The organism is Rhizobium sp. YTU87027, assembly GCF_050644135.1.
Taxonomy (GTDB): Bacteria; Pseudomonadota; Alphaproteobacteria; order Rhizobiales; family Rhizobiaceae; genus Rhizobium.
In genome coordinates this window covers 1,326,473-1,350,476 of the sequence record NZ_CP098440.1, presented here as the reverse complement: position 1 = coordinate 1,350,476, position 24,004 = coordinate 1,326,473, and the positions used below count along the sequence as shown (strand labels likewise).

Below are 24,004 nucleotides of genomic sequence, written 5' to 3'. Positions count from 1 at the left end.
AATTGCAGGTCCTGTTAGGAAGCAGCTTCTTCGCTTTCGAACATCTGCATCGGCTGGCCGGGCATGATGGTCGAGATTGCGTGTTTATACACGAGTTGCGAATGGCCGTCACGGCGAAGCAGGACGCAAAAATTGTCGAACGAGGTGACAACCCCGGTCAGCTTAACGCCATTAATCAAGAAAATTGTCAGTGAAATCTTTTGCTTGCGAACAGTATTGAGAAATAAGTCCTGCAGATTCTGAGAACGTTCCGCCATCGCGCCGCTTCTTTCTTTATTGCCGGCTTGATTCCGCCGGTGAAATACTAATCAACCTCGCCTGCAGGCAGCCGACAACCCTCATCCCATCTGCCCAGAACGTCTTGGTATCAAATCGCAATCTTTTCCGCAACGTCGAAAAAGGCCTCCCTAATTTTCTGGGAGACGCTGCCTGGATGGCCGTTTGCGATCGGCTGACCATCGATCGAGACAACCGGAAAGCAGATGCTGGTAGCAGCCGTAATAAAGACTTCCCGCGCAGCGAGCATCTCTTCGACCGAGAATTTTCGTTCCTCGATCTTCAACCCAAGCTTGGCCCCGACATCGATCAGCGTCGTGCGCGTGATGCCGCGCAGAATGCCATGTTCGGCGGGACGCGTAACAAGCGTGCCGTCGCGATCAACGATCCAGACATTGGTGGCGGCGCCCTCCTTCACCATGCCGTCGGCGTCGACATAGATCGCCTCCTGCGCCCCTGCCTCCTTCGCCTGCTGGCGCGCCATGGCGTTCGGCAACAGACCGACGGACTTGATGTCGACCCGGTCCCAGCGATTGTCGAGAACGGTGATCGCCTTGATGCCTGTCGCATTCTTCCGGGCGATGATCGACGGGTCCGTGCTCTTGGCCGTAATCACCAGCGAGGGCGGGGTTCCTTCCACGGGAAATACATGATCGCGCCGCGCGACGCCGCGCGTGATCTGCAAATAAAAGAGACCGTTGCGCACCCGATTGCGGCGCAGCGTTTCGCGAATAACGCGGGTCAACGCATTGCGACTCATCGGCCAGGCGATGCGCAACTCGCCAAGCGACCGATCCAGCCTGTTCAGGTGGCGCGTAAGGTCGACGATATAGCCATGCCTGATTTCACAGACCTCGTAAACGCCATCCGCGAACTGATAGCCTCGATCCTCGATATGGACCATCGCATTCGAGTGCGTGACATAGCGACCGTTCACATAGGCTATTCTGGGCATGGAGAACCTGGGCGTAGGGATATAAGCAGGGGAATGAGTGACGGCGCAGCAGCGCCGCCCTGATATCAGACGCCGAGCGACTTCAGCTTGCGGTGCAGCGCCGAACGCTCCATGCCGACGAACTCCGCCGTGCGCGAGATGTTACCGCCGAAACGATTGATCTGCGCAATCAGGTAGTCCTTCTCGAACATCTCGCGTGCTTCGCGAAGCGGCAACGTCATGATGTGGTAATCGTTCTTGGCCGAAACCTTCGGCAGCATGTCGCCGAGATCGGTTGGCAGCATTTCGGCGGTGATCGGCGCATCCGGGCCATCGGAGCGAGCAAGGATCATCAGCCGCTCAATGTTGTTGCGCAGCTGGCGGATGTTGCCCGGCCAATCATGTGCCTGGAGTACGGCCATCGCGTCGTCACCGATGCGGCGCGGACGGATGCCGGCCTGCTCGGAAATCTGCCGCATCAGCTGGTCAACGAGGAACGGGATATCCTCACGGCGCTCCGCGAGTGCCGGCACACGCACCGGTACGACGGCAAGGCGATGATAGAGATCTTCGCGGAACCAACCCTCGGCGATGCGGTTTTCGAGATTGTAGGCCGTCGACGAGATAATACGTACATCGACCTTGACCCGCTTGGAGCCGCCGACCCGCTCGAACTGCTGATCGACGAGGACGCGCAGGATTTTGTTCTGCGTCTCACGCGGCATCTCGCCGACTTCGTCGAGGTAGAGGATGCCTCGGTGGGACTCTTCAAGCGCGCCGATCTTGCGCGCCTGTCCGGGAGAGCCTTCCGTACCGAACAGCGCAATTTCCATGCGGTCCGGTGTGATGTTGGCAGCATTTAGCGCCACGAAGGGACCGTTCGCGCGCGTCGATTTTTTATGGATCATGCGGGCAACGAGTTCCTTCCCGGAACCCGATGAACCGAAAATCATGATGCGGCTGTTTGTCGGCGAGACCTTTTCGATCGTCTGGCGCAACTGCGAGACGGCAACGGAGGTACCGATGAGTTCGACCGGGTCCCCGGCCTTGCGCTTGAGCTCGGAGACTTCGCGCTTCAGCTTCGAATTCTCAAGCGCGCGTTCGGCGATCAGGATCAGTCGGTCGGCCTTAAACGGCTTCTCGATGAAGTCGAACGCGCCCCGCTTGATGGCGGAAACGGCCGTCTCGATGTTACCGTGACCTGAGATCATGACGACGGGAATATCCGGATGGCGCGTCTTGATCTCGTCGAGCAATGACAGACCGTCGAGCTTGCTCCCCTGCATCCAGATGTCGAGAAAGATCAGCCTCGGCGCACGATCGGAGATCGCAGCCAGAGCGCTGTCGCTGTCATGCGCCGTGCGGGTCTCATGTCCTTCGTCGGACAGGATACCGGAAACGATCTCGCGGATGTCGTGCTCGTCGTCGACGACCAGAATATCAGAGGCCATAAACACTTTCCTTGTCACTTGTGGCCGAGGCAGAAGGCACGGTTTCCAGACGTGGCAGATGCACGCGGATCATGGCCCCTCTTCCCTGGTCAAAATCGGCGGGCGCGTCATGCAGTTCGAGCTGCCCGCCGTGTTCCTCAATAATCTTCTTGACGATTGCCAGACCGAGGCCGGTACCCTTCTCGCGCATCGTCATGTAGGGTTCCAGAATGCTGTGGCGGTTCTCCACCGGCAGACCGCGACCGTTGTCGACCACGTCCACGGTGAAGCGATCGCGCACCGGGTCGAGCGAAGCCCGAACCAGGATCTTGCGCTCGTCGCGCTCGCCGGTCGGCACAGCTTCGATGGCCTCCACGGCATTCTTGATCAGGTTGCCGAAGGCCTGACCGAGCATGCGGCTGTCAAACTGTCCTTCCAGCGGCTGGTCGCCCAGTTCCTGCAGGAAGCTGACGTGGCTATTGCCCATCTCGCGTAGGAATACCGCGTCGTGCAGGATCTTGCGCAGATCGCTCGGCTCCTTGATCGGCTTCGGCATCCGGGCAAAGGACGAGAACTCGTCAACCATGCGGCCAATGTCGCCAACCTGTCGAATGATGGTCTCCGTGCACTGGTCAAAAACGCTGCGATCATTCTGGTCGATCTGCTTCCCATAGCGGCGCTGAATCCGCTCGGCCGATAGCTGGATCGGCGTCAGCGGATTCTTGATCTCGTGAGCGATGCGACGGGCGACGTCACCCCACGCCGTCGAGCGTTGAGCGATGACGAGATCGGTGATGTCGTCGAGCGTGATGACATAGGATTCGCTCGTGTCGCGCACTTCCTCGCGTGTCACCTGGACACTCAGAGTTCGCACTGTACCGGCCCGTACAAGGGCAATCTGCTTGCGGAAATCACCGCGATAGCGGGAGGCAGCTTCCGTCAGGACCTGATCGACTTCGGGCGCGATCTCGGAGAGCTGCTTGCCGAGCATGTCCGACGCCGGCAACGCCAGCAGCGCTTCCGCTGAACTGTTGACGATGGTGATCCTGCGGTCATGCTCGACGCCGATGACCGACGCGGTTACGCCTGACAGAACCGCCTCGATGAAACGACGGCGGTCGTCCACCTCATCCTTGGCCTCGAGAATCTCGTCGCGCTGTGTGCGAATTTCCGAGATCATCTTGTTGAAGGTGCGCGAGAGGTTGGCAACGTCGCCGTCCACTGCATGGACCGGCACGACGATATCCATATTGCCGGAGGCCACGCTGTCAGCGGCCGTAATCAGCAAGCGGATCGGACGCACGATACGGTCAGCCACGGCAATTGCAGTCCAAATTGCAGCCAGCAGAACGATCAGGGCAAAGCCGATGTAAAGAACCGCGAAGGCGATCTGCAGCGAGAAGCGCCCGGCCTCCATGGATTTGTATTCGGTAGCGTTCTCCTCCATGAGACGCATCGCGCCCATGACCTTGGGATCGACCGCACGGACCGTGTAAAGGAACGCTCCGTCGATAGCATCGAGCTTGATGATGGCACCGACCAAATTCGTGACACCCGGCGGGATCAAGGTTGGCTGCCCGGCCGCGGCTTTATCTAACGCGTCCTGGGGAATTGCCGGTAGCGGCTTCTCGGTCTTGATGTCAGCCTGGGTAATAACCGAGCCGTCAGACTTCACGAGGAAGGCGCCGAGCAGCCCACGGCCGCGCGCCTGTCGCGTCATCAAATCGGAAAAGCCCGTGCGATCAAGATTGAACAGCGCCCTGTTGCGTTCGAGGTCGTTCGCCATCGACACAGTCTGGCCCTGCAGGTAGCTAGCATTCTCCATCATGTAGGCCTGCCCGATGTTGCGGGAGGAACTGATGATCGACTGCGTACGAAGGGCAAACCATCGGTCGAGGCCGGCGTTCAGCGTTATACTGGCGAAAATTGCTACAAGGATCGCCGGCGTGATCGCGACGATCGAGAAAAGCACGACGATACGGATATGAAGGCGCGCCGCGGCGCGCCCGCGTTTGCGTGCCTTTAACAGGCGGGAGACCTCACGTGCGATAAGAGCCATCAGGCCGAGCACGAAGAACGAGTTCACGACGACCGAGGTGACGACAACATGGTAGGTCGGCGCGATCGGCGTGAGCCCCAGCAGCACGAAGAGCGTCAGTGTGGCGCAGAGAAGCGCACCACCGGCAAGGATCAGGCCCGGCAGCGCAAACAGGGCACGGCGATCGGTCACGGCCGTGACAGCTTCGCCTTCCGCCGCAGGCGCCATTGCATCCTGTTCCATTCGCTTAATTCTCCTGGCGGCAGACACTCGCTTCCGCCGCTCCCCGCAGACAGGCGCGGAAGCCGCCAACCTGCCTGCACGACGCAACGACAAGTGCCGCTACGCTCTTAGACAGCTGCGAAAACCCGAGCCCCATGCGTGACTTCTAAGCAACGCATTGTGGCGAAAATGCAACGTCGCCAGTCACATTGTCAAGCAGTACGGGAGCTTCTGTACACCGATACGCCAAGCTCTCTGATCTTCTTGCGCAGCGTATTGCGGTTCAGCCCCAAGAGGTCGGCGGCCTTGATCTGGTTGCCGCGTGTTGCCGTCAGCGCAGCGAGAATCAGGGGATACTCCATTTCCGTCAGCACACGATCGTAAAGCCCAGGCGGCGGCAGGCCATCGCCGAAACCGGCGAAGTATGTGCGCATGTTTTCCTCGACGGCCTGGGCGATCGTCATGTTGCCAGAACGGATCGGACCCTTGTCTATTGGGCTGTCCGGCACATCGGACCGGAGCTCGGCTTCGATGATTTCCCGGGTGATCACATCCTGTGGATAAAGTGCCATCAGCCGGCGAATGAGATTCTCCAGTTCGCGCACGTTCCCCGGCCAGGCGTAGGCTTTCATCAGATCGAGCGCTTCCTGATCGAAGCGCTTGGAACCGAGCCCTTCCTTTTCGGCCTGTTGAACGAAGTGGCGCACCAAATCCGGGATATCCTCCGCGCGATCGCGCAGCGGCGGCAAACGCAACGGTACGACGTTCAGGCGGTAGTACAGGTCCTCGCGGAAAAGCCCCTGATTGATCGCTTGCTTCAGATCCTTGTTTGTCGCGGCGACGATGCGAACGTCGGTACGGATCGGCGTGCGACCGCCGACGGTGGTGTATTCACCCTGCTGCAGCACACGCAGCAGACGCGTCTGCGCATCCATCGGCATATCACCAATTTCGTCGAGGAACAGCGTGCCGCCCTCGGCCTGCTCGAAGCGACCGGTGGAACGTGTCTGGGCGCCGGTGAAAGCGCCCTTCTCGTGGCCGAACAGCTCGGATTCGATGAGGTCGCGCGGGATCGCCGCCATGTTGATCGCGACGAACGGCCCGTTGCGGCGTTTGCCGTAGTCGTGCAGCGCCCGGGCTACGAGTTCCTTGCCGGTGCCGGACTCGCCAGTAATCATCAGCGTCAGGTCGGTCTGCATGAGGCGCGCAAGGACACGGTAGATTTCCTGCATCGCAGCCGAACGTCCGACAAGCGGCATTCCGTCCTGCATATCCTCGTCAAGCTTGGCCGGCCTGCGCTTCGGCTCGGCCAGCGCACGACCGATGATGCCGATCAGTTCCGTCAGGTCGAACGGCTTCGGCAAGTAATCGTAGGCGCCTTTCTCGGAAGCCTTGATCGCCGTCATGAAGGTGTTTTGCGCGCTCATGACGAGGACGGGGAGATCCGGGCGCGCCTTCTTGATCCGCGGCAGCAGGTCAAAGGCATTTTCGTCCGGCATCACGACATCGGTTACGACGAGATCGCCCTCGCCTGCCGACACCCAACGCCAGAGCGTGGCGGCGTTGGAGGTAATTCGCACATCATAGCCGGCGCGGCTCAGAGCCTGATTAAGCACGGTACGAATTGCCGCATCATCATCCGCGACGAGGATCGTTGCTGTCATCGAGTAGGTCCTGTGGGAGTTATGGTCGTTGCGTCTTCCATCGATGCGTCCTTGGAGGCGGGCATCAAGACGCGGAATGTCGTGCGGTTGTTCTGGCTGTCGCATTCAATAATGCCGCCATGATCTCCGATAATCTTCGCGACGAGCGCCAGGCCGAGGCCACTGCCGTTCGTCTTGGTCGTAATGAATGGATCAAACAGATGCGGCAGTAGGTCCGCCGGCACGCCGGGACCGTTGTCCTGAACACAAAACTCCAGCGGCAACGAAATCTTTTCGCGAGTCCCGGCGACCGATAGGCGAATGCCCGAGCGGTAGGCCGTCGTCAAAACGATCTCGCCATCCGGGCGATCGCCGACGGCTTCGGCAGCATTCTTCACAAGATTGAGGAACACCTGAACAAGCTGATCGCGGTTTGCGTACACCGATGGCAGTGACGGGTCATAGTTCTCGGTGATGCGGAGGTGCCGCGCAAATCCCGCCTTCGCCACGGCTTTAACGTGATCAAGAACGGAGTGAATATTGACCGGCATCCGATCGACGGGGCGCTCGTCCGAGAAGACCTCCATGCGATCCACGAGCGAGACGATGCGGTCCGTTTCGTCGCAGATCAGCCGCGTCAAGGCGCGGTCGTCATCGACGACCGATTGCTCCAGCAGCTGTGCCGCACCACGAATCCCGGAAAGCGGATTCTTGATCTCATGCGCCAGCATGGAGGCAAGTCCCGTAACCGAGCGGGCGGCTGCGCGATGCGTCAACTGGCGATCGATCTTGTCCGCCATGGATCGCTCCTGGAAGACGATGACCACCGACCCGGGATCGCTGACCACAGGGGCGACGTACAAGTCGACGAGCTTGTCCTGTCCGAGGCGCGGCGAACTCAAGTCGACTCGGTACTCGTTGATCGGCGCGCGGCGTTCGCGAACCTGATCGATCAGGGCCAGTAGCGGACTGCCGAACGGGATGAAGGTCGAGATCTTGTAGCGGGCAAGATGGGCGGCGCTGGCGCCAAAGAAGGCTTCCGCCTCCCAATTGGCGAAAGCGACGAGGCCAGCCTCGTTGACCATAACAACCGGATTCTGGATCGCGTTCAGTACAGCGATCGCAACTGCGCTACCGCCGTTGTCGATCGACGATGGCACGTCATTCGTCATGCAGCCTCCCGGGTCTGCGTGTTCGATGCCGCAGCCATCAATGCATCATAAAATCTTGCAGCGACGTCGTTGGGCTCCCGTGCAGTCATAATCGCAGCCTTCTCCTGCACTGCAAGACCAGGCGCAAACCGGTCGAGATACCAGCCAAGGTGCTTCCTCGCATGGCGGACGGCGACTGCCTCACCGTAAAATTCGAGCATCATTCTGTAGTGCTCGGTGGCAATTTCCGGGATGTCCCACGTTTTCGGTCCCGTCCGGCCAGCCAGTACGCCAGCGTGCCATGGCCTGCCCTGACAGCCTCTGCCGATCATCACAGCATCAGCTCCCGAGCGACGCAGAATCTCGTAGGCGTCTTCAACGGTTTCGACATCGCCGTTCGCGACCAGAGGCACGGCGATGGCATCGCGGACGGCCCGTATTGCATCCCAATCCGCCCGGCCTTCGTAAAACTGCATGCGCGTACGGCCGTGGATCGTAATCAATTGGACGCCCGCCTCTTCCGCGCGACGCGCAATCTCGGGCGCGTTGATCGAGTTCTCATCCCAACCAAGCCGCATCTTCAGTGTCACGGGAACGCTGACCGCCTTGACTGTCGCCTCAATAAGGCCGAGGGCGTGATCGGGATCGCGCATCAAGGCGGAGCCGGAATAACCGCCAATCACCTTCTTGGCCGGGCATCCCATGTTGATGTCGATGATATCAGCGCCGTGATCAGCCGCGATTTTCGCAGCCTCAGCCATCCAATGCGCTTCGCGGCCAGCCAGTTGCACCATGTGCGGCTCAAAACCCGCGCTCTCGAGCCGGGCCCATGATTCGGCGGTGCTGTTGACGAGTTCGCGGCTCGCGACCATCTCGGTGACCACAAGCCCGGCGCCATGACGCCACGCCAGTTGCCGGAACGGCATGTCCGTCACGCCGGACATAGGCGCCAGGACGACACGGTTTCTGACTTCCACAGGTCCGATCCGCAAAGGTGATGCGAGGTCAAAGTCCAACAATTGATTATCTTTCAGGCACGCAAAATGCGTGCACTATTTTTAGACATGTTTGAATGGCTTGCCAAGAGGGCACTGCGCGAATTGACATTTTTCGGGCAAATGCTGGAATTCGAAGCGTCAAGCCGCTAAGCACCAGTGCAAAATCGCGCTTTGAGGATTTATGCCGCAAATGCATCAAAAGCAACCAGCAATAGGTATTGTCGTCGTGGCGGCGGGGCGTGGCGAACGCGCAGGCGCATCCGAGGAAGGCCCGAAGCAATATCGGGCAATTGGCGGCAAGCCGGTCATCACTCATACACTGGAGAAGTTAGCCAGCTGGAAGCTCGCGAGCCACATCGTCGTGGTCATTCACCCCGACGACGAAGCCCTGTTCGCCAAAGCTGCCGGTCAAGTCCGGTCTGGCAGGCCGATCGATGCCGTTCACGGCGGCTCGACGCGCCAGCAATCCGTTCTAGCCGGACTGCGCCATTTGCGAAGCAAGAACGTCTCGCACGTTCTGATCCACGACGCTGTGCGACCCTTCTTCGACCATGCCCTTCTCGATCGCATCGCTGGCATGCTCCTGCAGGGCGTGCCGGCAATTCTCCCAGCCATGCCCGTCGCCGATACGCTGAAGCGAGCCGACCTCGACGGAACGGTGCTCGATACCGTTTCCCGCTCTCAGCTCTACGCAGCGCAGACGCCACAGTCGTTCGCATTCGAACCTATCCTCGCCGCCCACGAAAAGGCGGCCGCCGCAAACCTGACGGATTTCACCGACGATGCCGCCATCGCCGAATGGGCCGGCGTGCCGGTGCGGATCGTCGAAGGTCTGGCGGACAACGTGAAACTGACGGTCAAACGGGACATTGCAATGGCAGACAGCAGACTTTCAGGACAGGCGCTCCCCGATGTTCGCACCGGAAACGGCTATGATGTTCATCAGCTCGAGCCCGGCGATGGCGTGACGCTCTGCGGCGTTTTCATTCCCCACGACCAGAAACTCAAGGGACACTCGGACGCCGACGTGGCCCTGCACGCCTTGACCGACGCGCTTCTGGCCACCTGTGGGGCGGGCGACATCGGCGATCATTTTCCGCCGTCGGATCCACAATGGAAGGGCGCGCCATCGCGCATCTTCATCGAACATGCGGCGAAGATCGTCCGCGAACGCGGTGGCACGATCATGAACGCCGACGTGTCACTGATCGCCGAGGCGCCGAAAGTCGGGCCACATCGCGACGAGATGCGTGCCAAGCTGTCGGAGTTCCTGGGCATTTCTATCGATCGTTGCTCGGTCAAAGCGACGACGAACGAGAAGATCGGCTTTGTTGGTCGCCGCGAGGGAATAGCCGCAATCGCCACTGCAACCGTCGTCTACAGGGAAAGCTGAGATGAGCATCTTCCCGGCGGATATCGTCGCGCAAGCCGAAGCCATCGTTCGCGACTTCACCGCTGCCGGGCTGATGGTCTCGACGGCAGAATCCTGCACCGGCGGATTGATAGCAAGCGCGCTTACGGAGATTTCAGGATCGTCGGCAGTCGTGGACAGAGGCTTCGTCACCTATACCAACACCGCCAAGATGGAGATGCTTGGCGTGCAGGAAGAGACGCTGATCCGCTTCGGCGCTGTCTCGGAAGAGACGGCACGGCAGATGGTGCATGGCGCCCTCTTCCGGTCTCAAGCGGTCATCGCTGTTGCCGTGACGGGCATTGCCGGTCCCGGAGGCGGGTCGGCCGAAAAGCCGGTCGGTCTCGTCCACCTCGCCGCCAAGTCGCGCAGAGGGAGCCTCGTTCATCGGAAGATGCTCTACGGCGATATCGGTCGCGATGAGGTGCGCCTCGCAACAGTCAGGACCGCGCTTGGCATGATCCAGCAACTGGCTCAGCCGTAAATCTTCGTCGCGCGCGTTTCAAAGGCTTCGGAGAACATGCGGAAGGCACGGTCAAACATCGAGCCCATGACAGCCCCTAGGATGCGGCTCTTGAACTCGTAGTCGATGAAGAAGTGGACGTTGCTGCCCGTTGCCGTTTCTTCGAAGCGCCAGCGATTGTCGAGATAGCGAAACGGCCCGTCGATATACTTGACCTCGATGAGGCGTTCGGCGCGATTCAACAGCACCTGTGTCGTGAAGGTTTCGCGGATCGCCTTGTAACCGACGGTCATATCGGCGATCAGCAGAATCTTGCCATCACGCTCCTTGCGGCTGCGAATGCTCAGCGCCTCGCAGAGTGGCAGGAACTGCGGATAGTGCTCGACGTCGGCAACGAGGTCGAACATCTGGTCGGCGGAATGCGGGACGGAGTGATGCGTTTCGAACTGGGGCATGATCGGCAGTTAAGTGGGAGCGCCGAGAAGATCAAGAAGGTGGTCCAGCTCTCGCCGGCTTTTCAGCTGAAAAACCGGGACATCAGGTCCGTGCCTGTCGAGTCCGGCAATTACCAGAGGCGTGAATCGCTTCTCGAACGTCCATATGTAGCTGAGGAACTCCCGGTCCGGCAGGCGCTCCAGGCATCCGGGTGCCATGTCCGGCCGCGTCCTGCCGAAATGGAACAAAGCGCGTTTGCAGATACCCCACAGGCAAAGCCAGCGCGGCATACGTACCCAGATGACCAGTTGCGCGCGTGGCACACGAATATCGAAGGTCGACGGGCCGGTTCCGTCCATGAGCCAACGTTCGCCGGCGACAACCTCGGTGATCAGGCGGCGTTCTTCATCTTTCGCGCGCTTGACCCAGCCCGGCAGCCAGAAGAACTCTTTGTCCATGGAGAAATAGGGAAGATCGAGCCGGCTGCTGAACTTTCGCGACAAGGTGCTCTTGCCGCCGCCCGAGCAGCCGATGACCATAATGCGCTCGGATTGCCGCAGCAGTCCGGCGGCTTCCCGTGTATCGTCGATATAGGCGGGCATCCTCGTCGCCTCCGCAAACAAAAGCCGCGGAAAAATCGCCGCGGCTTCCGAAAATTGCAAGCGCTCGTTGATTATTCCGCTGCGATCAGCAGCTTTTTCTCGCGTGCGGCCTTCAGGCGTGCGAAGTCGTCGCCGGCATGGTGCGACGAACGGGTCAGCGGGCTCGAAGCCACCATCAGGAAGCCTTTGGTGTAGGCTACCGTTTCGTAGGACTTGAACTCGTCCGGGGTGACGAAGCTCATCACCGCGTGGTGCTTGCGGGTCGGCTGCAGGTACTGGCCGATCGTCAGGAAGTCGACGTCGGCGGTTCGCAGGTCGTCCATCAGCTGCAACACTTCGTTTCGTTCTTCGCCGAGGCCGACCATGATGCCCGATTTGGTGAACATGGTAGGGTCCATTTCCTTCACCCGCTGCAGCAGGCGGATGGAGTGGAAATAGCGAGCGCCGGGGCGAACCGTCAGGTAGTTGCCTGCGACTGTCTCCATATTGTGATTGAAGACGTCGGGCTTGGCGGCAACGACGCGCTCCAGGGCACCCGGCTTCTTTAGGAAGTCAGGCGTCAGGATCTCGATGGTGGTCGTCGGCGATGCTGCGCGGATCGCCCAGATCACCTTCTCGAAATGTTCGGCACCACCGTCTTCCAGATCGTCACGGTCGACTGATGTAATGACTACGTGGCTGAGGCCCATCTGCTTGACGGCCTTGGCGACGTTCTCGGGCTCCGCCATATCGAGCGCGTTCGGCTTGCCGGTCGCAACATTGCAGAAGGCGCAGGCGCGGGTACAGATCTCGCCCATGATCATGAAGGTCGCGTGCTTCTTGTCCCAGCACTCGCCGATGTTGGGGCAGCCCGCTTCCTCGCAAACGGTGACGAGCTTGTGCTCCTTCACGATCGAGCGCGTCTCCGCGTATCCCTTGGAGGTCGGCGCCTTGACGCGGATCCAATCCGGCTTGCGCATGACTTCGGTGTCCGGGCGATGCGCCTTTTCCGGATGCCGCACACGCTTGGCGTCAGGATTGATCGTGTCGAGAATGGTTACCATGGCAGTTCAAATCTCCGCCGCTCCATGCGGCAAAAGCCCAATCTATCGGCGGACGAGCCGCGCGACGAATATCAGCAAGCAGGCACCAAGAAAACCCGTGATGAAGTAGCCGAGCCTGCCGCCGGCCACCTCTATATGAAATTGCGTGAGAATCGCGGTTGAAACGACGGAGCCGACGATGCCGAGCACGATGTTCAGCAATATACCGTAACGGGCCTCCATCAGCTTGCCTGCGAGCCAACCCGCAAAACCGCCGATGATGATCGCTGCGATCCAGCCTATACCTTCCATCCTGCCCTCGCCCTATAAAGTCTCGTGTTCAGCCTGCGTCTTACCCGAAAACCGCTTTGCGTTCTTCGGGACGCGCTATGCTATCGCCCTTGCAATCAGAACCACGATGATGGCTCCGACGGTTGCGTAAATGATCTGCACCACAAGCGCATTGTCGATACCAAGCGATATTCCGAGCGCGTTGAAGAGAAAGCCTCCGACGAACGCGCCGATGATGCCGCTCAGCAGGCACCGTATCAATCCACCTCCCCCGACAACCAGGCTTGCGAGGAACCCCGCCACCAGGCCGATCAGGAGAAAGATAAGCAGTGTCTGCGTACCCATAGACATGATGATTTCCTTCCGTTCTTTCCAGCCCCGAAATAGAGAGCGGGAAAGGAAACTATCAAGCGTTCAGCACCCGACCGTAGGCATCGAGCACTGCTTCCTTCATGGTTTCGGAAACCGTCGGATGCGGGAAGATGGTGTGCATCAGCTCCTCTTCCGTGGTCTCGAGGTTCATGGCGACGACGAAGCCCTGGATGAGTTCGGTGACTTCGGCACCGACCATGTGGGCGCCGAGCAATTCGCCGGTCTTCTTGTCGAAGATCACCTTGCAGAGACCCTGATCTTCGCCGAGCGCGATCGCCTTACCGTTGGCGGCAAAGGAGAAGCGGCCGACGCGGACGTCGCGGCCGGCTTCTTTGGCCTTGGCTTCCGTCAGACCGACGGAGGCGACCTGCGGGTTGCAGTAGGTGCAGCCCGGGACCTTGCCCTTGTCGGTCGGATGGACGTTCGGCAGGCCGGCGATCTTCTCGACGCAGACGACGCCCTCGTGCTCGGCCTTGTGAGCGAGCATCGGCGGGCCGGCGACGTCGCCAATGGCATAGATGCCAGCGACATTGGTCTTGCCGTAGCCGTCGATGACGACACAGCCGCGATCCGTCTTGACGCCGACAGCCTCGAGGCCGAGGTTTTCGATGTTGCCCTGGACGCCTACAGCCGAGATCATCCGGTCGGCCGTGATCTGCTGGACCTTTCCATCAGACGTCTCGACATGCGCGGTGATGCTGTTGGCAGATTTCTCGACCTTGGCAACCTTAGCGCTCGTGAAGATCTTCAAGCCACGCTTTTCCAACTGCTTGCGAGCGATCGCGGTGACTTCGGCATCCTCGACTGGCATGATAGTGGGCATGACTTCGACGACGGTGACGTCGACGCCCATGGAGCGGTAGAAGCTTGCGAACTCGATGCCAATCGCGCCCGAGCCCATGACGATCAGGGACTTCGGCAGCACATCGGGCTTCAGGGCCTCGAAATAGGTCCAGATCAGCTTACCATCCGGCTCGATGCCCGGCAGGGCGCGGGGACGCGCACCTGTGGCAACAATGATATGCTTGGCGGTGTAGGTGCCCTCGCCTTTGACGCCCTTCGGCACAGGATGCTGCGGCTCGACCACCGGCTTTGACGACTTGCCGACGACGATTTCGCCCGGCTTGGTAATCTTGGCTTCACCCCAGATCACGTCGACCTTGTTCTTCTTCATCAGAAAGCCAACACCGCCGTTGAGGCGTGCCGACACACCGCGCGAGCGGGCAACCACGGCCTTCACGTCGGCGCTCATCTTGCCCTCGAGCACGAGGCCGTAGTCCTTGGCGTGATTGGCGTGGTCGAGAATTTCGGCCGAGCGAAGCAGAGCCTTGGTGGGGATGCAGCCCCAGTTCAGGCAGATGCCACCCAGATGCTCGCGTTCCACAATCGCGGTCTTGAGGCCCAGCTGGCTGGCACGCACGGCGGCGACATAGCCTCCGGGGCCGGAGCCAATGATGATGACGTCGTAGTTCTCAGCCATGTTTTCCTGCCTTTGCTATCGGGCGTCGCGGGTAAGAAGCACCCACTCGTGTTTCCTGCCGTTTTCGAAGAAGGCCACGGCATCCGCGCGCGCCGACTCCGAAAATCCATTCTTCTTGTAAAGCGACAGCGCCGCTTCGTTGTAACCTGCTGTAATCAGACTGACCGGCGCGTTCCCCGCCCGCTCAATCTGATCCTTCAGAAGCCGCCGACCGATCCCGATGCCACGCAGATGGCTGTAGACACCGAGCGTTCCGATAAACCAGCTTCCCACCACCATTTTCTGCAGATCGATGACCGGCTTCAGCGCCGGGCGATCCGCCTCGATATTCCGTATGCCTTCACCAAGACCGTAGCCGATCGCGGCTCCCGCGATCTCGCCGTAGGCTTCGGCAATAACCGCATCGTTCCAGTTGCCCTGCCCCTGGTCACCGCGTAGCTTGTGCCGTCCTCGCTCCATCGGCGTATCGCCGCCGCCGTTTCCGAGCTCCGAGAGCCACAGCCAGGAAGCGAAACCATGCGACGCGATATCCGTGAGTAAAGCCAGCTCCGTCGCATCCTCCCGCGTCGCGGAACGAAGCGAAACGAAGGATCCCATGCTCAAAGCCCCAGCATCATCCGCACAGTCGATTCCATGCCGCGCCCGAGAGCGCGGGTATTCTCCGCATCGAGGTGAATGCCATCGACTGGTGTCGTCTTCGCTACCGAATTGCCGTCAAAGAAGCCGCAGCCAAGTTCGTCCGCGAGATCGCGATAGAGGGTCGGAAGCTTCGCCGACTCCTCGATGCCGCCGACGAAAGATGCCGCAAACGGCACGTTCGCCGTCTCGCGAATCTTCGGCGGCGCGACGATCAAAATGTCCGGCCCGTCGAATTCGAAAGGCCAGGCATGGTTGCGGATCAACCGCACCAGCCGGGCGATGCCCTGGCAGGCGGCAAAGGCCGACCCTGCCACGACAGGCTTCATGTCGTTGGTACCAAGCAACAGAATGACGAGATCAAGCGGCGCATGGCTCTGCAGGATCGTCGGCAGGATGCGTGCACCGTTCCGGTCGCAGTCGGCGAGATGGTCGTCGAAGGCGGTGGTCCGCCCGTTCAATCCTTCAGCGATGATCCGCACCTCGTTGCCGAGCGCCGCCTGAAGCGTGCTTGGCCAACGATCCTTGTAGGCATGACGCCCGATCGTGTCGGCGTCATAGCCCCAGGTCAGCGAGTCACCATAGCAAAGAACGGTCTTCGTCATTTCCGCCTCCGCTCCGGTCTCAGACGAGCATACCCATCGGATTTTCGATGTAGCCCTTGAACGCCTGCAGCAGCTCCGCGCCAAGCGCGCCGTCGACGCAGCGATGGTCGGTCGAAAGCGTGACGGTCATCACGGTCGCGACGGCCAGCTGGCCGTTCTTGACAACCGGGCGCTGCTCGCCTGCGCCGACCGCGAGGATCGTTGCATGCGGCGGGTTGATGACGGCCGCGAAGTTCTTCACACCCATCATGCCCATGTTGGAGACGGAGCTCGTGCCGCCCTGGTATTCCTCAGGCTTCAGCTTACGATCCTTGGCCCGCTTGCCGAGATCGCGCATCTCATTGGAGATGACCGACAGGGTCTTCTCCTCGGCCTTGCGGATGATCGGGGTGATCAGACCGCCAGGGATCGAGACGGCAACGCCGACGTCGACGTGCTTGTGCTTGACCATGTTGCTTTCGGTCCAGGAGACGTTCGCATCCGGAACATCGCGCAGCGCCAGCGCCATGGCCTTGATGACCATGTCATTGACGGAGAGCTTGTAGGCCGGCGCGCCGTCCTTGCGGGGTGCCGCATCATTGAGCTGGGCGCGCAGTGCCAGCAACGCGTCGAGCTCGCAATCCACGCTGACGTAGAAGTGGGGCACGGTCTGCTTGGACTCGACGAGGCGCTTGGCGATGACCTTGCGCATGCCGTCATGCGGCACGAGCTCGTAGGAGCCCGGCTCGAAGAGCTTTAGAACGGCATCGTCCGAAGCAGGCTTCGGCGCAGCGACCGGAGCTTGCGCTGCGGCCGGTGGCGCGACTGCGGCTGCGGGAGCCGCCTTGGCGCCACCGCCTGCGACGGCGGCTTCGACGTCACTCTTGACGACGCGGCCATGCGGGCCGGAGCCAGCAATGGCGGACAGATCGATACCGGCTTCCTTCGCCAGACGGCGTGCGAGCGGCGACGAGAAGGTACGATTACCACCGGCCGAAGCAGCGGCGGGAGCCGGTGCGGCAGCAGCCGGGGCCTGTGCAACCGGTGCGGGCGCAGCTTCCGCTTTCGGGGTTTCCGCAGCCTTCGGCGCCGGTGCGGCGGAGCCTGCACCACTGGCAGCGGCAGCTACATCCTCACCATCGGCGGCAAGCACGGCGATCAAGGCATTGACTTTTACGCCTTCAGTGCCAGCAGGAACGACGATCTTGGCGACCGTGCCCTCATCGACCGCTTCGACTTCCATCGTCGCCTTGTCGGTTTCAATTTCCGCAATGATGTCGCCCGACTTGACCGTGTCGCCTTCCTTGACGAGCCACTTGGCCAGATTGCCTTCTTCCATCGTCGGAGAGAGGGCAGGCATCGTGATGTTGATAGGCATCGAAATACCCTCCCCTTGTTACTTGTAGCAAACAGCCTTCACGGCATCGACGACTTCGGCGACGCTCGGAAGCGCAAGCTTCTCGAGGTTGGCGGCGTAAGGCATCGGAACGTCCTTGCCGGCGATCGTGAGAACCGGCGCATCGAGATAATCGAAGGCCTGCTGCATGACGCGGGTAGCGATTTCGGTGCCGACAGAGTTCTGCGGATAGCCTTCCTCGACGGTGACCAGACGGCCGGTCTTCTTGACCGATTCGATGACCGTCGGAAGGTCCATCGGACGCAGCGTGCGCAGGTCGATCAGCTCGGCGTCGATGCCGATCTTCTCGAGTTCGGCAACCGCCTTGGTGGCATAGGTCATGCCGATGCCGAAGGAGACGATCGTCACATCCTTGCCCGGACGGTGGATACGAGCCTTGCCAATCGGGAGAACGAAATTATCGAGCTTCGGCACATCGAAATGCTGACCGTAGAGGATTTCGTTTTCGAGGAAGACGACCGGGTTCGGATCGCGAACGGCAGCCTTGAGCAGGCCCTTGGCGTCGGATGCCGTGTAGGGCATGACGACCTTGAGGCCCGGGATCTGGCTATACCAGGCCGAGTAATCCTGGCTATGTTGAGCGCCGACGCGGGCAGCAGCACCGTTCGGGCCGCGGAACACGATCGGAGCGCCCATCTGACCGCCAGACATGTAAAGCGTCTTGGCGGCGGAGTTGATGATCTGGTCGATCGCCTGCATCGCGAAGTTGAAGGTCATGAATTCGACGATCGGCTTCAGACCAGACATGGCAGCGCCGACGCCGACGCCGGCAAAGCCGTGTTCGGTGATCGGCGTGTCGATGACGCGGCGGGCGCCGAATTCCTGCAGAAGACCCTGGGTCACCTTGTAGGCGCCCTGGTACTCGGCAACTTCTTCGCCCATGACGAAGACGCCGTCGTCGGCGCGCATTTCTTCGGCCATGGCGTCGCGAAGTGCTTCGCGAACGGTCATGGAAACCATTTCGGTGCCGGCCGGAATTTCCGGATCGTTTGGCACAGCTGCCTTTGGCTCAGCAGGAACCGGAGCAGCGGCAGGCTTCTCTTCAGCCTGCGGAGCCGCGGCAGGCGCCGACTGCGCGGCAGTTGCGGCCGAGATATCGGATGCCGATTCGCCGTCCTGCAGCAGGACCGCGATCTTGGCATTGACCTTTACGTTTTCGGTGCCGGCCGGAACCAGTAGCTTGCCGATGACGCCTTCATCGACCGCTTCGACTTCCATCGTTGCCTTGTCGGTTTCGATTTCGGCAATCACGTCACCAGACTTGACGGTGTCGCCTTCCTGCTTGAGCCACTTGGAAAGCGTGCCTTCTTCCATCGTCGGAGAGAGGGCGGGCATGAGAATATCGATTGGCATGGGTCGTCCCTCCCCGATTAGAGCAGAATGTCAGTGTAGAGCTCGGACGCATCCGGCTCCGGATCGGCCTGGGCAAAGTCGGCGCTGTCTGCAACGATATCGCGGACGTCCTTGTCGATCGCCTTGAGATCGTCTTCAGAGGCCCAGCCTTTTTCCAGGAGGCGCGCGCGCACCTGCTCGATCGGATCCTGCTCCGAGCGCATCTTCTGTACTTCTTCCTTCGTGCGGTACTTCGCCGGGTCGGACATAGAGTGACCGCGATAACGGTAGGTCAGCATCTCGAGGATGATCGGACCCTTGCCGGAGCGGCAATGCTCAAGCGCTTCGTCGGCAGCAGCCTTGACGGCGCGGACATCCATGCCGTCGACCTGAATGCCGGGGATACCGAAGCCGGAGCCACGAAGCGAATAATTCGACTGCGCGGTTGCACGAGCGGTCGAAGTGCCCATGGCGTAACGGTTGTTTTCGACGATGTAGATGATCGGAAGCTTCCAGAGAGCGGCCATGTTGAAGCTCTCGTAGACCTGGCCCTGGTTCGCAGCGCCATCACCGAAGTAGGCGACGGAGACGCTGTCATTACCACGATACTTGTTCGCGAAAGCAAGGCCCGTTCCGAGCGACACCTGCGCACCGACGATGCCGTGACCGCCGTAGAAATGCTTCTCCTTGGAGAACATGTGCATCGAGCCGCCCTTGCCGTGCGAATAACCGCTGCGGCGGCCAGTCAGCTCGGCCATGACACCACGAGCGCTCATGCCGGTCGCCAGCATATGGCCGTGGTCGCGATAGGCAGTGATAACCTGATCGCCTTCTTTCTGCGCCATCTGCATACCGACAACGACAGCTTCCTGACCGATGTAGAGGTGACAGAAACCGCCAATGAAGCCCATGCCGTAAAGCTGGCCGGCCTTTTCTTCGAAGCGGCGGATCAGCAGCATCTCGCGATAGGCGCTGAGCTCTTCGTCACGCGTGAAATCGGCAACAGGACCACCATTGGATGCCTTGTTTGCCGGCTTTGCGCTAGTTTTACGGCTGGAAACGGTCGCGTTTTTTCGCGGCGCCATTCAACCCTCCCTATGGGTTTGTCGGTTCTCTGGTGGCGCGTACCATAGGGAAGAAATTTCGCCACAGCAATGCCATAAATGCATGGCTCGTATTCACCAGCAAGTCGCTGATAAATAAAGATTTAATTCGATTAACCGAATTTGGGTTAATTGGAATAATGATTGAATATGACGATCTCGTCGGCACGAGAAACATTGAGCTGAAGACGCGCTTTTTCGTCCAGCATATCCTTGTCCATAGAACCGTCGCTCAGCAGCGCGACCTGCTTTTCAAGATGCTCGCGCTTGCTTTTCAGAACCGCCAACTCCCTTTCGCGCGCGATCCGCTGGCGCTCAAACCCTTCGGTTGCCCGCAGACCGTAGTCCCCATGGATGCAATGATAGCCGAAGTAGGAAAGAAAGGCGACCGTCATGGCCGGAACCACGAAACGACCGATCTTTTTCTTCTTGTGATGCTTTGTCCACATAAACACACGCTCGAACGCATTACCTCGATACGTGCGAGACTACCGGGCAGAGATTAACTGTCCGTTGACTATGAAAAATCAGGCAAGAAAAAACCCGCGCCTTTCGAAGGCGCGGGTCCAACTTGCTGAAATCAGACGCGATTAGCCGCGGATGATCGAGCGGCCGGCGTAGCGAGCCTGCGGTCCGAGGCCCTCTTCGATACGGATCAGCTGGTTGTACTTGGCCAGGCGGTCCGAGCGCGACAGCGAGCCCGTCTTGATCTGACCGCAGTTGGTGGCGACCGCCAGATCGGCAATCGTCGAATCTTCGGTTTCGCCGGAACGGTGCGACATGACGGCCGTGTAGGCAGCCTTGTGCGCGGTGTTGACGGCATCGAGCGTTTCCGTCAGCGAGCCGATCTGGTTGACCTTGATGAGGATCGAATTTGCGACACCCATGCGAATACCGTCGCGCAGGCGAGCCGAGTTGGTGACGAAGAGGTCGTCGCCGACCAGCTGAACCTTCTTGCCAGCGAGATCGGTCAAAGCCTTCCAGCCGTCCCAGTCATCCTCAGCCATACCATCTTCGATCGAGATGATCGGATACTTGGCTGCAAGCTGAGCAAGGTATTCGGCCATGGCGCCCGGCTCCAGCGTCCGGCCCTCGCCCTCGAGGACGTACTTGCCATCCTTGAAGAATTCCGTCGAAGCGCAGTCAAGACCAAGGCTGATGTCGTCGCCCGGCTTGTAGCCGGCTTTCTCGATGGACTTCATGATGAAGTCGAGGGCCTCAGGCGCACTCTTCAGGCCCGGCGCGAAGCCGCCTTCGTCACCGACGTTGGTGTTATGACCCTGGGCCGACAATTCCTTCTTGAGGACGTGGAAGACTTCCGAGCCCATGCGAACAGCTTCGCGGATGGAATCGGCGCCAACAGGCATGATCATGAATTCCTGGAAGTCGATCGGGTTGTCGGCATGCGCGCCGCCATTGATGATGTTCATCATCGGGACCGGCAGCAGGTGAGCGCTGGCGCCACCGACGTAACGGTAGAGCGGCAGACCGGCCGCCTGCGCAGCGGCCTTGGCCACGGCGAGCGAAACGCCGAGGATGGCGTTGGCACCGAGACGTGACTTGTTCGGCGTGCCATCCAATTCGATCATGATGTTGTCGATCTGGATCTGATTTTCGGCATCGATGCCGCCGATCGCGTCGAAGATTTCGGTGTTGGCGGCCTCGACGGCCTTCTCAACGCCCTTGCCGAGATAGCGCTTGCCGCCATCGCGCACTTCGACAGCTTCGTGAGCACCGGTCGAAGCGCCCGACGGCACCGCCGCACGGCCCATGCTGCCGTCTTCGAGATAGACATCGACTTCGACGGTCGGATTGCCACGGCTGTCGAGAATCTCGCGGGCGATAATGTCGGTAATTGCAGTCATCGGTTCTTCCTGCTCGGTGGGTGATAACGTTCGAAGCCTGTTTAATCGAAGGCACGCAAATTACAATGCCGCACTGACGACACACGGCATGTCACGGCCCTATAGCGCGAATATGTCAAGCTTTTGAAGCGGCGCCCCGTTGCGCCAATCCGTGAGGAACAAAATGTCTCCAGTATTTCAAAACCTCAAGTTTTGAAAATGGAGATCATTACTCTAAAGTTGGTTGAAATTTATCGGTCGGTAACCAATCAAACCTATAGTTAACGCTCGATGAGGAAATACTGCCCGCTCTTCAACGACAGTATTGCATGATGCGCCTCCTCATGCGGTCCAACCCCGCCTACCAATGTAATCAGACCGTCGCCGTTACGGTTCGCTCGGAAATTCCAAGAATAGTTGTCAGCAACGACATTTTTCGCCATTAAAATTCACGGGGCATAGGATGAAACTCAACATTGCACGTAGCCTTGCCATCTTCGCGGCAGTCGTCACCGCGGGGCTTATCGCTTCAATCGGCATACAGAATTATGCCTTCAACAAGTTGCGTGTGAACGGCGAGATGTACAAGCAGATCGTCTATGGGAAGGATCTCGTAGCCGATATTTTGCCGCCGCCCCTTTATGTCGTTGAGTCCTACATGCTCGCGCTCGAAGCAGTACAGCGCCCGGAGGTTGCTCGGAAGAACATCGACCGCATCCAAAGTGTCCTGATTCCCGCTTATGAGGACCGCCGTAAATATTGGCAGGCGACAGCGCTCAGCGCCGACCTCAAGGAAAAACTGCTGAACGACGTCCTCGTCAAAGGCGATCTGTTCTGGAAGGTGATGCAGGACGAACTTGCCCCTGCCATCCTCAGCAACGACACCGCCGTTATCCATACTGCTTTCGAGAAACTCGCGACTAATTTCCATGTCCACGAAAAGGCCGTCAACGAACTGGTCGATATGGCGAACGCCTTCTCGGCCCAGGCCGAAAAGGACGCTGCCGAGCAGACACACCTCCTCTCGACGATCACGCTTGCATCTGCCGCCGTCTCGCTTTGCCTGCTTCTTGGCGGCCTTTATGTCTTCCGCCGGCGCGCCATCGTGCCGCTGTCGGCGATGCGTGATTACATGACGATCCTTGCCGGCGGTGACTATTCGAAGGATGTACCCTTCAGCGTCCGCGCCGACGAGATCGGCGAGATGGCGCGCGCCGTCACCGTCTTCCGCGAATCTGCTCAAGAGCGAAACAACATCCGCCAGCGCCAGGACGCCGAGCGCCAAGCCCAAACGCTGCGCGATGCGGCGCATGCCGCCGTCAAGGCAGACGAGGAGGCCGCGCGCGAGCGCGTGATCGTGGACCTCGGTCGTGGCTTGGAACGCCTCTCCGGTGGCGATCTCACCGTACAGCTCAGCGAGCCCTTCCAGTCAGCCTACGAGAAGCTTCGCGAACAGTTCAACTCGAGCGTCCGCACGCTTTCCGGCGCGATGAAGGACATTGCAACCGCGACAAATGCGGTAAAGATCGGCTCCAGCGAAATTTCATCAAGCACCGAAGATCTGGCGCGGCGAACGGAACATCAAGCAGCCTCGCTCGAACAGGCCGCTTCCGCGCTCGACCAAATCACCGTGACCGTTAAGAACTCGTCGGAACGCGCGAATGAAGCGAATACGATGATGACGGCGACCAAGGAAAGCGCCAGCTATTCGGCAACCGTCGTGCGCGAGGCGGTGGCTGCGATGGAGAAGATCGAAACGTCGTCCGCGCAGATTGGTGCGATCATCAATGTCATCGATGAAATCGCCTTCCAGACCAACCTGCTCGCGCTCAATGCCGGGGTGGAAGCCGCCCGTGCAGGTGAGGCCGGCAAGGGCTTTGCCGTCGTGGCACAGGAAGTGCGCGATCTGGCGGGCCGCTCTGCCAATCTGGCGAAGGAAATCAAACAGTTGATCGAGACCTCTTCCGGTCAGGTTTCGACCGGCGTTGCCTTGGTTAACCGCACCGGCGAAGCCCTAAACCATATCGATCAGCAGGTCTTGAAGGTGACGGCGCTGATAGAGGCGATCGTGCGCTCCTCTTCCGAACAGACGACCGCCCTCGTCGAAGTCAATGCCGCGGTCAACACCATGGACAGCGTCACGCAACAGAACGCAGCGATGGCCGAGGAAACGAGTGCGGCCTGCCGCGAGCTTGGCGACGAGGCAGCACACCTCAATCACCTGCTCTCCCGCTTCGTCCTTGAGAATGCGACGAGGCCCGCGGCATCGGGATACTCTTCAAACCAAAGGATCGCGCTCGCCAGCTGATGGCGAGCATCC

The 24,004-nt window shown here is 60.0% G+C and carries 23 protein-coding genes; 3 read left to right on the top strand and 20 right to left on the bottom strand.

Features of this window, described 5'->3' with window-relative positions:
* Positions 1–14: 14 nt before the first annotated feature.
* From hfq to dusB, 7 genes are all read right to left on the bottom strand, one after another.
* Positions 15–257, bottom strand: coding sequence for an RNA chaperone Hfq (gene hfq / locus NBG89_RS06825; RefSeq protein WP_003539403.1), 243 nt, complete (start codon positions 255–257; stop codon positions 15–17).
* Positions 258–367: 110 nt separating this feature from the next.
* On the bottom strand, positions 368–1,231 hold the full coding sequence (locus NBG89_RS06820) for a D-amino-acid transaminase (protein WP_431322189.1): 864 nt from the start codon (positions 1,229–1,231) through the stop codon (positions 368–370).
* A gap of 65 nt (positions 1,232–1,296) precedes the next feature.
* Positions 1,297–2,661 carry a sigma-54-dependent transcriptional regulator gene (locus tag NBG89_RS06815; protein WP_431322188.1) on the bottom strand — a complete coding sequence of 455 codons (1,365 nt, stop codon included), beginning with the start codon at positions 2,659–2,661 and terminating at the stop codon, positions 1,297–1,299.
* On the bottom strand, positions 2,651–4,921 hold the full coding sequence (locus NBG89_RS06810; RefSeq protein WP_431322187.1) for an ATP-binding protein: 2,271 nt from the start codon (positions 4,919–4,921) through the stop codon (positions 2,651–2,653). Before NBG89_RS06810 ends, NBG89_RS06815 begins: the two co-directional genes overlap by 11 nt.
* Before the next feature lie 191 nt (positions 4,922–5,112).
* Positions 5,113–6,564, bottom strand: coding sequence for a nitrogen regulation protein NR(I) (ntrC, locus tag NBG89_RS06805; RefSeq protein ID WP_088694923.1), 1,452 nt, complete (start codon positions 6,562–6,564; stop codon positions 5,113–5,115).
* On the bottom strand, positions 6,561–7,715 hold the full coding sequence (locus tag NBG89_RS06800; RefSeq protein ID WP_088694922.1) for a two-component system sensor histidine kinase NtrB: 1,155 nt from the start codon (positions 7,713–7,715) through the stop codon (positions 6,561–6,563). The genes ntrC and NBG89_RS06800 overlap by 4 nt, the downstream gene beginning before the upstream one ends.
* Positions 7,712–8,638, bottom strand: coding sequence for a tRNA dihydrouridine synthase DusB (gene dusB / locus NBG89_RS06795; protein ID WP_431322623.1), 927 nt, complete (start codon positions 8,636–8,638; stop codon positions 7,712–7,714). The genes NBG89_RS06800 and dusB overlap by 4 nt, the downstream gene beginning before the upstream one ends.
* Before the next feature lie 235 nt (positions 8,639–8,873).
* Here dusB and NBG89_RS06790 point away from each other — a divergent pair, with 235 nt between their 5' ends.
* Together NBG89_RS06790 and NBG89_RS06785 are read left to right on the top strand one after the other, a co-directional pair.
* On the top strand, positions 8,874–10,085 hold the full coding sequence (locus NBG89_RS06790) for a bifunctional 2-C-methyl-D-erythritol 4-phosphate cytidylyltransferase/2-C-methyl-D-erythritol 2,4-cyclodiphosphate synthase (RefSeq protein ID WP_431322186.1): 1,212 nt from the start codon (positions 8,874–8,876) through the stop codon (positions 10,083–10,085).
* A gap of 1 nt (position 10,086) precedes the next feature.
* Entirely contained in the window at positions 10,087–10,587 is a 501-nt protein-coding gene (locus NBG89_RS06785) for a CinA family protein (RefSeq protein ID WP_431322185.1), read from the top strand.
* On the opposite strand, the gene NBG89_RS06780 is transcribed toward NBG89_RS06785, so the two are convergent.
* The 13 genes from NBG89_RS06780 to eno form a co-directional block, all read right to left on the bottom strand.
* The gene (locus tag NBG89_RS06780; protein WP_431322184.1) at positions 10,578–11,021 is read right to left on the bottom strand and encodes a type II toxin-antitoxin system RatA family toxin; all 444 of its coding nucleotides are present in this window, start codon (positions 11,019–11,021) and stop codon (positions 10,578–10,580) included. The genes NBG89_RS06785 and NBG89_RS06780 overlap by 10 nt on opposite strands.
* Before the next feature lie 9 nt (positions 11,022–11,030).
* Positions 11,031–11,603 carry an AAA family ATPase gene (locus NBG89_RS06775; RefSeq protein ID WP_431322183.1) on the bottom strand — a complete coding sequence of 191 codons (573 nt, stop codon included), beginning with the start codon at positions 11,601–11,603 and terminating at the stop codon, positions 11,031–11,033.
* Between the two features lie 71 nt (positions 11,604–11,674).
* Positions 11,675–12,646 (bottom strand): lipoyl synthase, encoded by a 972-nt coding sequence (gene lipA, locus NBG89_RS06770; protein WP_431322182.1) that lies wholly within the window; start codon positions 12,644–12,646, stop codon positions 11,675–11,677.
* Positions 12,647–12,688: 42 nt separating this feature from the next.
* Complete coding sequence (locus NBG89_RS06765; RefSeq protein WP_431322181.1) at positions 12,689–12,937, bottom strand: GlsB/YeaQ/YmgE family stress response membrane protein; 249 nt, start codon at positions 12,935–12,937, stop codon at positions 12,689–12,691.
* Between the two features lie 75 nt (positions 12,938–13,012).
* The gene (locus NBG89_RS06760) at positions 13,013–13,267 is read right to left on the bottom strand and encodes a GlsB/YeaQ/YmgE family stress response membrane protein (RefSeq protein ID WP_431322180.1); all 255 of its coding nucleotides are present in this window, start codon (positions 13,265–13,267) and stop codon (positions 13,013–13,015) included.
* Between the two features lie 55 nt (positions 13,268–13,322).
* A complete protein-coding gene (gene lpdA, locus NBG89_RS06755; protein ID WP_431322179.1) occupies positions 13,323–14,768 on the bottom strand; it encodes a dihydrolipoyl dehydrogenase in 1,446 nt (481 codons plus the stop codon).
* A 15-nt stretch (positions 14,769–14,783) separates the two neighbouring features.
* Positions 14,784–15,365: a GNAT family N-acetyltransferase gene (locus NBG89_RS06750; RefSeq protein ID WP_431322178.1), complete on the bottom strand. Its 582-nt coding sequence runs from the start codon at positions 15,363–15,365 to the stop codon at positions 14,784–14,786.
* A 2-nt stretch (positions 15,366–15,367) separates the two neighbouring features.
* Positions 15,368–16,009 (bottom strand): SGNH/GDSL hydrolase family protein, encoded by a 642-nt coding sequence (locus NBG89_RS06745; protein WP_088694912.1) that lies wholly within the window; start codon positions 16,007–16,009, stop codon positions 15,368–15,370.
* 19 nt (positions 16,010–16,028) lie between these two features.
* Positions 16,029–17,366 carry a pyruvate dehydrogenase complex dihydrolipoamide acetyltransferase gene (locus NBG89_RS06740; RefSeq protein WP_431322177.1) on the bottom strand — a complete coding sequence of 446 codons (1,338 nt, stop codon included), beginning with the start codon at positions 17,364–17,366 and terminating at the stop codon, positions 16,029–16,031.
* A gap of 18 nt (positions 17,367–17,384) precedes the next feature.
* The gene (locus NBG89_RS06735; RefSeq protein ID WP_431322176.1) at positions 17,385–18,758 is read right to left on the bottom strand and encodes a pyruvate dehydrogenase complex E1 component subunit beta; all 1,374 of its coding nucleotides are present in this window, start codon (positions 18,756–18,758) and stop codon (positions 17,385–17,387) included.
* 17 nt (positions 18,759–18,775) lie between these two features.
* Positions 18,776–19,822 (bottom strand): pyruvate dehydrogenase (acetyl-transferring) E1 component subunit alpha, encoded by a 1,047-nt coding sequence (gene pdhA, locus NBG89_RS06730; RefSeq protein ID WP_431322175.1) that lies wholly within the window; start codon positions 19,820–19,822, stop codon positions 18,776–18,778.
* A gap of 146 nt (positions 19,823–19,968) precedes the next feature.
* The gene (locus tag NBG89_RS06725) at positions 19,969–20,289 is read right to left on the bottom strand and encodes an FtsB family cell division protein (RefSeq protein ID WP_037127727.1); all 321 of its coding nucleotides are present in this window, start codon (positions 20,287–20,289) and stop codon (positions 19,969–19,971) included.
* A gap of 141 nt (positions 20,290–20,430) precedes the next feature.
* Positions 20,431–21,705: a phosphopyruvate hydratase gene (eno, locus tag NBG89_RS06720; protein WP_028748139.1), complete on the bottom strand. Its 1,275-nt coding sequence runs from the start codon at positions 21,703–21,705 to the stop codon at positions 20,431–20,433.
* Between the two features lie 442 nt (positions 21,706–22,147).
* Between eno and NBG89_RS06715 the strand changes: the two genes are divergently transcribed.
* Positions 22,148–23,992, top strand: coding sequence for a methyl-accepting chemotaxis protein (locus tag NBG89_RS06715; RefSeq protein WP_431322174.1), 1,845 nt, complete (start codon positions 22,148–22,150; stop codon positions 23,990–23,992).
* Positions 23,993–24,004: the final 12 nt, after the last annotated feature.

Bases quoted from the DNA above. Each gene is read 5' to 3' on its own strand.
- hfq (WP_003539403.1), bottom strand. From the start codon at position 257: ATGGCGGAACGTTCTCAGAATCTGCAGGACTTATTTCTCAATACTGTT.
- NBG89_RS06820 (WP_431322189.1), bottom strand. From the start codon at position 1,231: ATGCCCAGAATAGCCTATGTGAACGGTCGCTATGTCACGCACTCGAAT.
- NBG89_RS06815 (WP_431322188.1), bottom strand. From the start codon at position 2,661: ATGGCCTCTGATATTCTGGTCGTCGACGACGAGCACGACATCCGCGAG.
- NBG89_RS06810 (WP_431322187.1), bottom strand. From the start codon at position 4,921: ATGGAACAGGATGCAATGGCGCCTGCGGCGGAAGGCGAAGCTGTCACG.
- ntrC (WP_088694923.1), bottom strand. From the start codon at position 6,564: ATGACAGCAACGATCCTCGTCGCGGATGATGATGCGGCAATTCGTACC.
- NBG89_RS06800 (WP_088694922.1), bottom strand. From the start codon at position 7,715: ATGACGAATGACGTGCCATCGTCGATCGACAACGGCGGTAGCGCAGTT.
- dusB (WP_431322623.1), bottom strand. From the start codon at position 8,638: ATGTCCGGCGTGACGGACATGCCGTTCCGGCAACTGGCGTGGCGTCAT.
- NBG89_RS06790 (WP_431322186.1), top strand. From the start codon at position 8,874: ATGCCGCAAATGCATCAAAAGCAACCAGCAATAGGTATTGTCGTCGTG.
- NBG89_RS06785 (WP_431322185.1), top strand. From the start codon at position 10,087: ATGAGCATCTTCCCGGCGGATATCGTCGCGCAAGCCGAAGCCATCGTT.
- NBG89_RS06780 (WP_431322184.1), bottom strand. From the start codon at position 11,021: ATGCCCCAGTTCGAAACGCATCACTCCGTCCCGCATTCCGCCGACCAG.
- NBG89_RS06775 (WP_431322183.1), bottom strand. From the start codon at position 11,603: ATGCCCGCCTATATCGACGATACACGGGAAGCCGCCGGACTGCTGCGG.
- lipA (WP_431322182.1), bottom strand. From the start codon at position 12,646: ATGGTAACCATTCTCGACACGATCAATCCTGACGCCAAGCGTGTGCGG.
- NBG89_RS06765 (WP_431322181.1), bottom strand. From the start codon at position 12,937: ATGGAAGGTATAGGCTGGATCGCAGCGATCATCATCGGCGGTTTTGCG.
- NBG89_RS06760 (WP_431322180.1), bottom strand. From the start codon at position 13,267: ATGTCTATGGGTACGCAGACACTGCTTATCTTTCTCCTGATCGGCCTG.
- lpdA (WP_431322179.1), bottom strand. From the start codon at position 14,768: ATGGCTGAGAACTACGACGTCATCATCATTGGCTCCGGCCCCGGAGGC.
- NBG89_RS06750 (WP_431322178.1), bottom strand. From the start codon at position 15,365: ATGGGATCCTTCGTTTCGCTTCGTTCCGCGACGCGGGAGGATGCGACG.
- NBG89_RS06745 (WP_088694912.1), bottom strand. From the start codon at position 16,009: ATGACGAAGACCGTTCTTTGCTATGGTGACTCGCTGACCTGGGGCTAT.
- NBG89_RS06740 (WP_431322177.1), bottom strand. From the start codon at position 17,366: ATGCCTATCAACATCACGATGCCTGCCCTCTCTCCGACGATGGAAGAA.
- NBG89_RS06735 (WP_431322176.1), bottom strand. From the start codon at position 18,758: ATGCCAATCGATATTCTCATGCCCGCCCTCTCTCCGACGATGGAAGAA.
- pdhA (WP_431322175.1), bottom strand. From the start codon at position 19,822: ATGGCGCCGCGAAAAAACGCGACCGTTTCCAGCCGTAAAACTAGCGCA.
- NBG89_RS06725 (WP_037127727.1), bottom strand. From the start codon at position 20,289: ATGTGGACAAAGCATCACAAGAAGAAAAAGATCGGTCGTTTCGTGGTT.
- eno (WP_028748139.1), bottom strand. From the start codon at position 21,705: ATGACTGCAATTACCGACATTATCGCCCGCGAGATTCTCGACAGCCGT.
- NBG89_RS06715 (WP_431322174.1), top strand. From the start codon at position 22,148: ATGAAACTCAACATTGCACGTAGCCTTGCCATCTTCGCGGCAGTCGTC.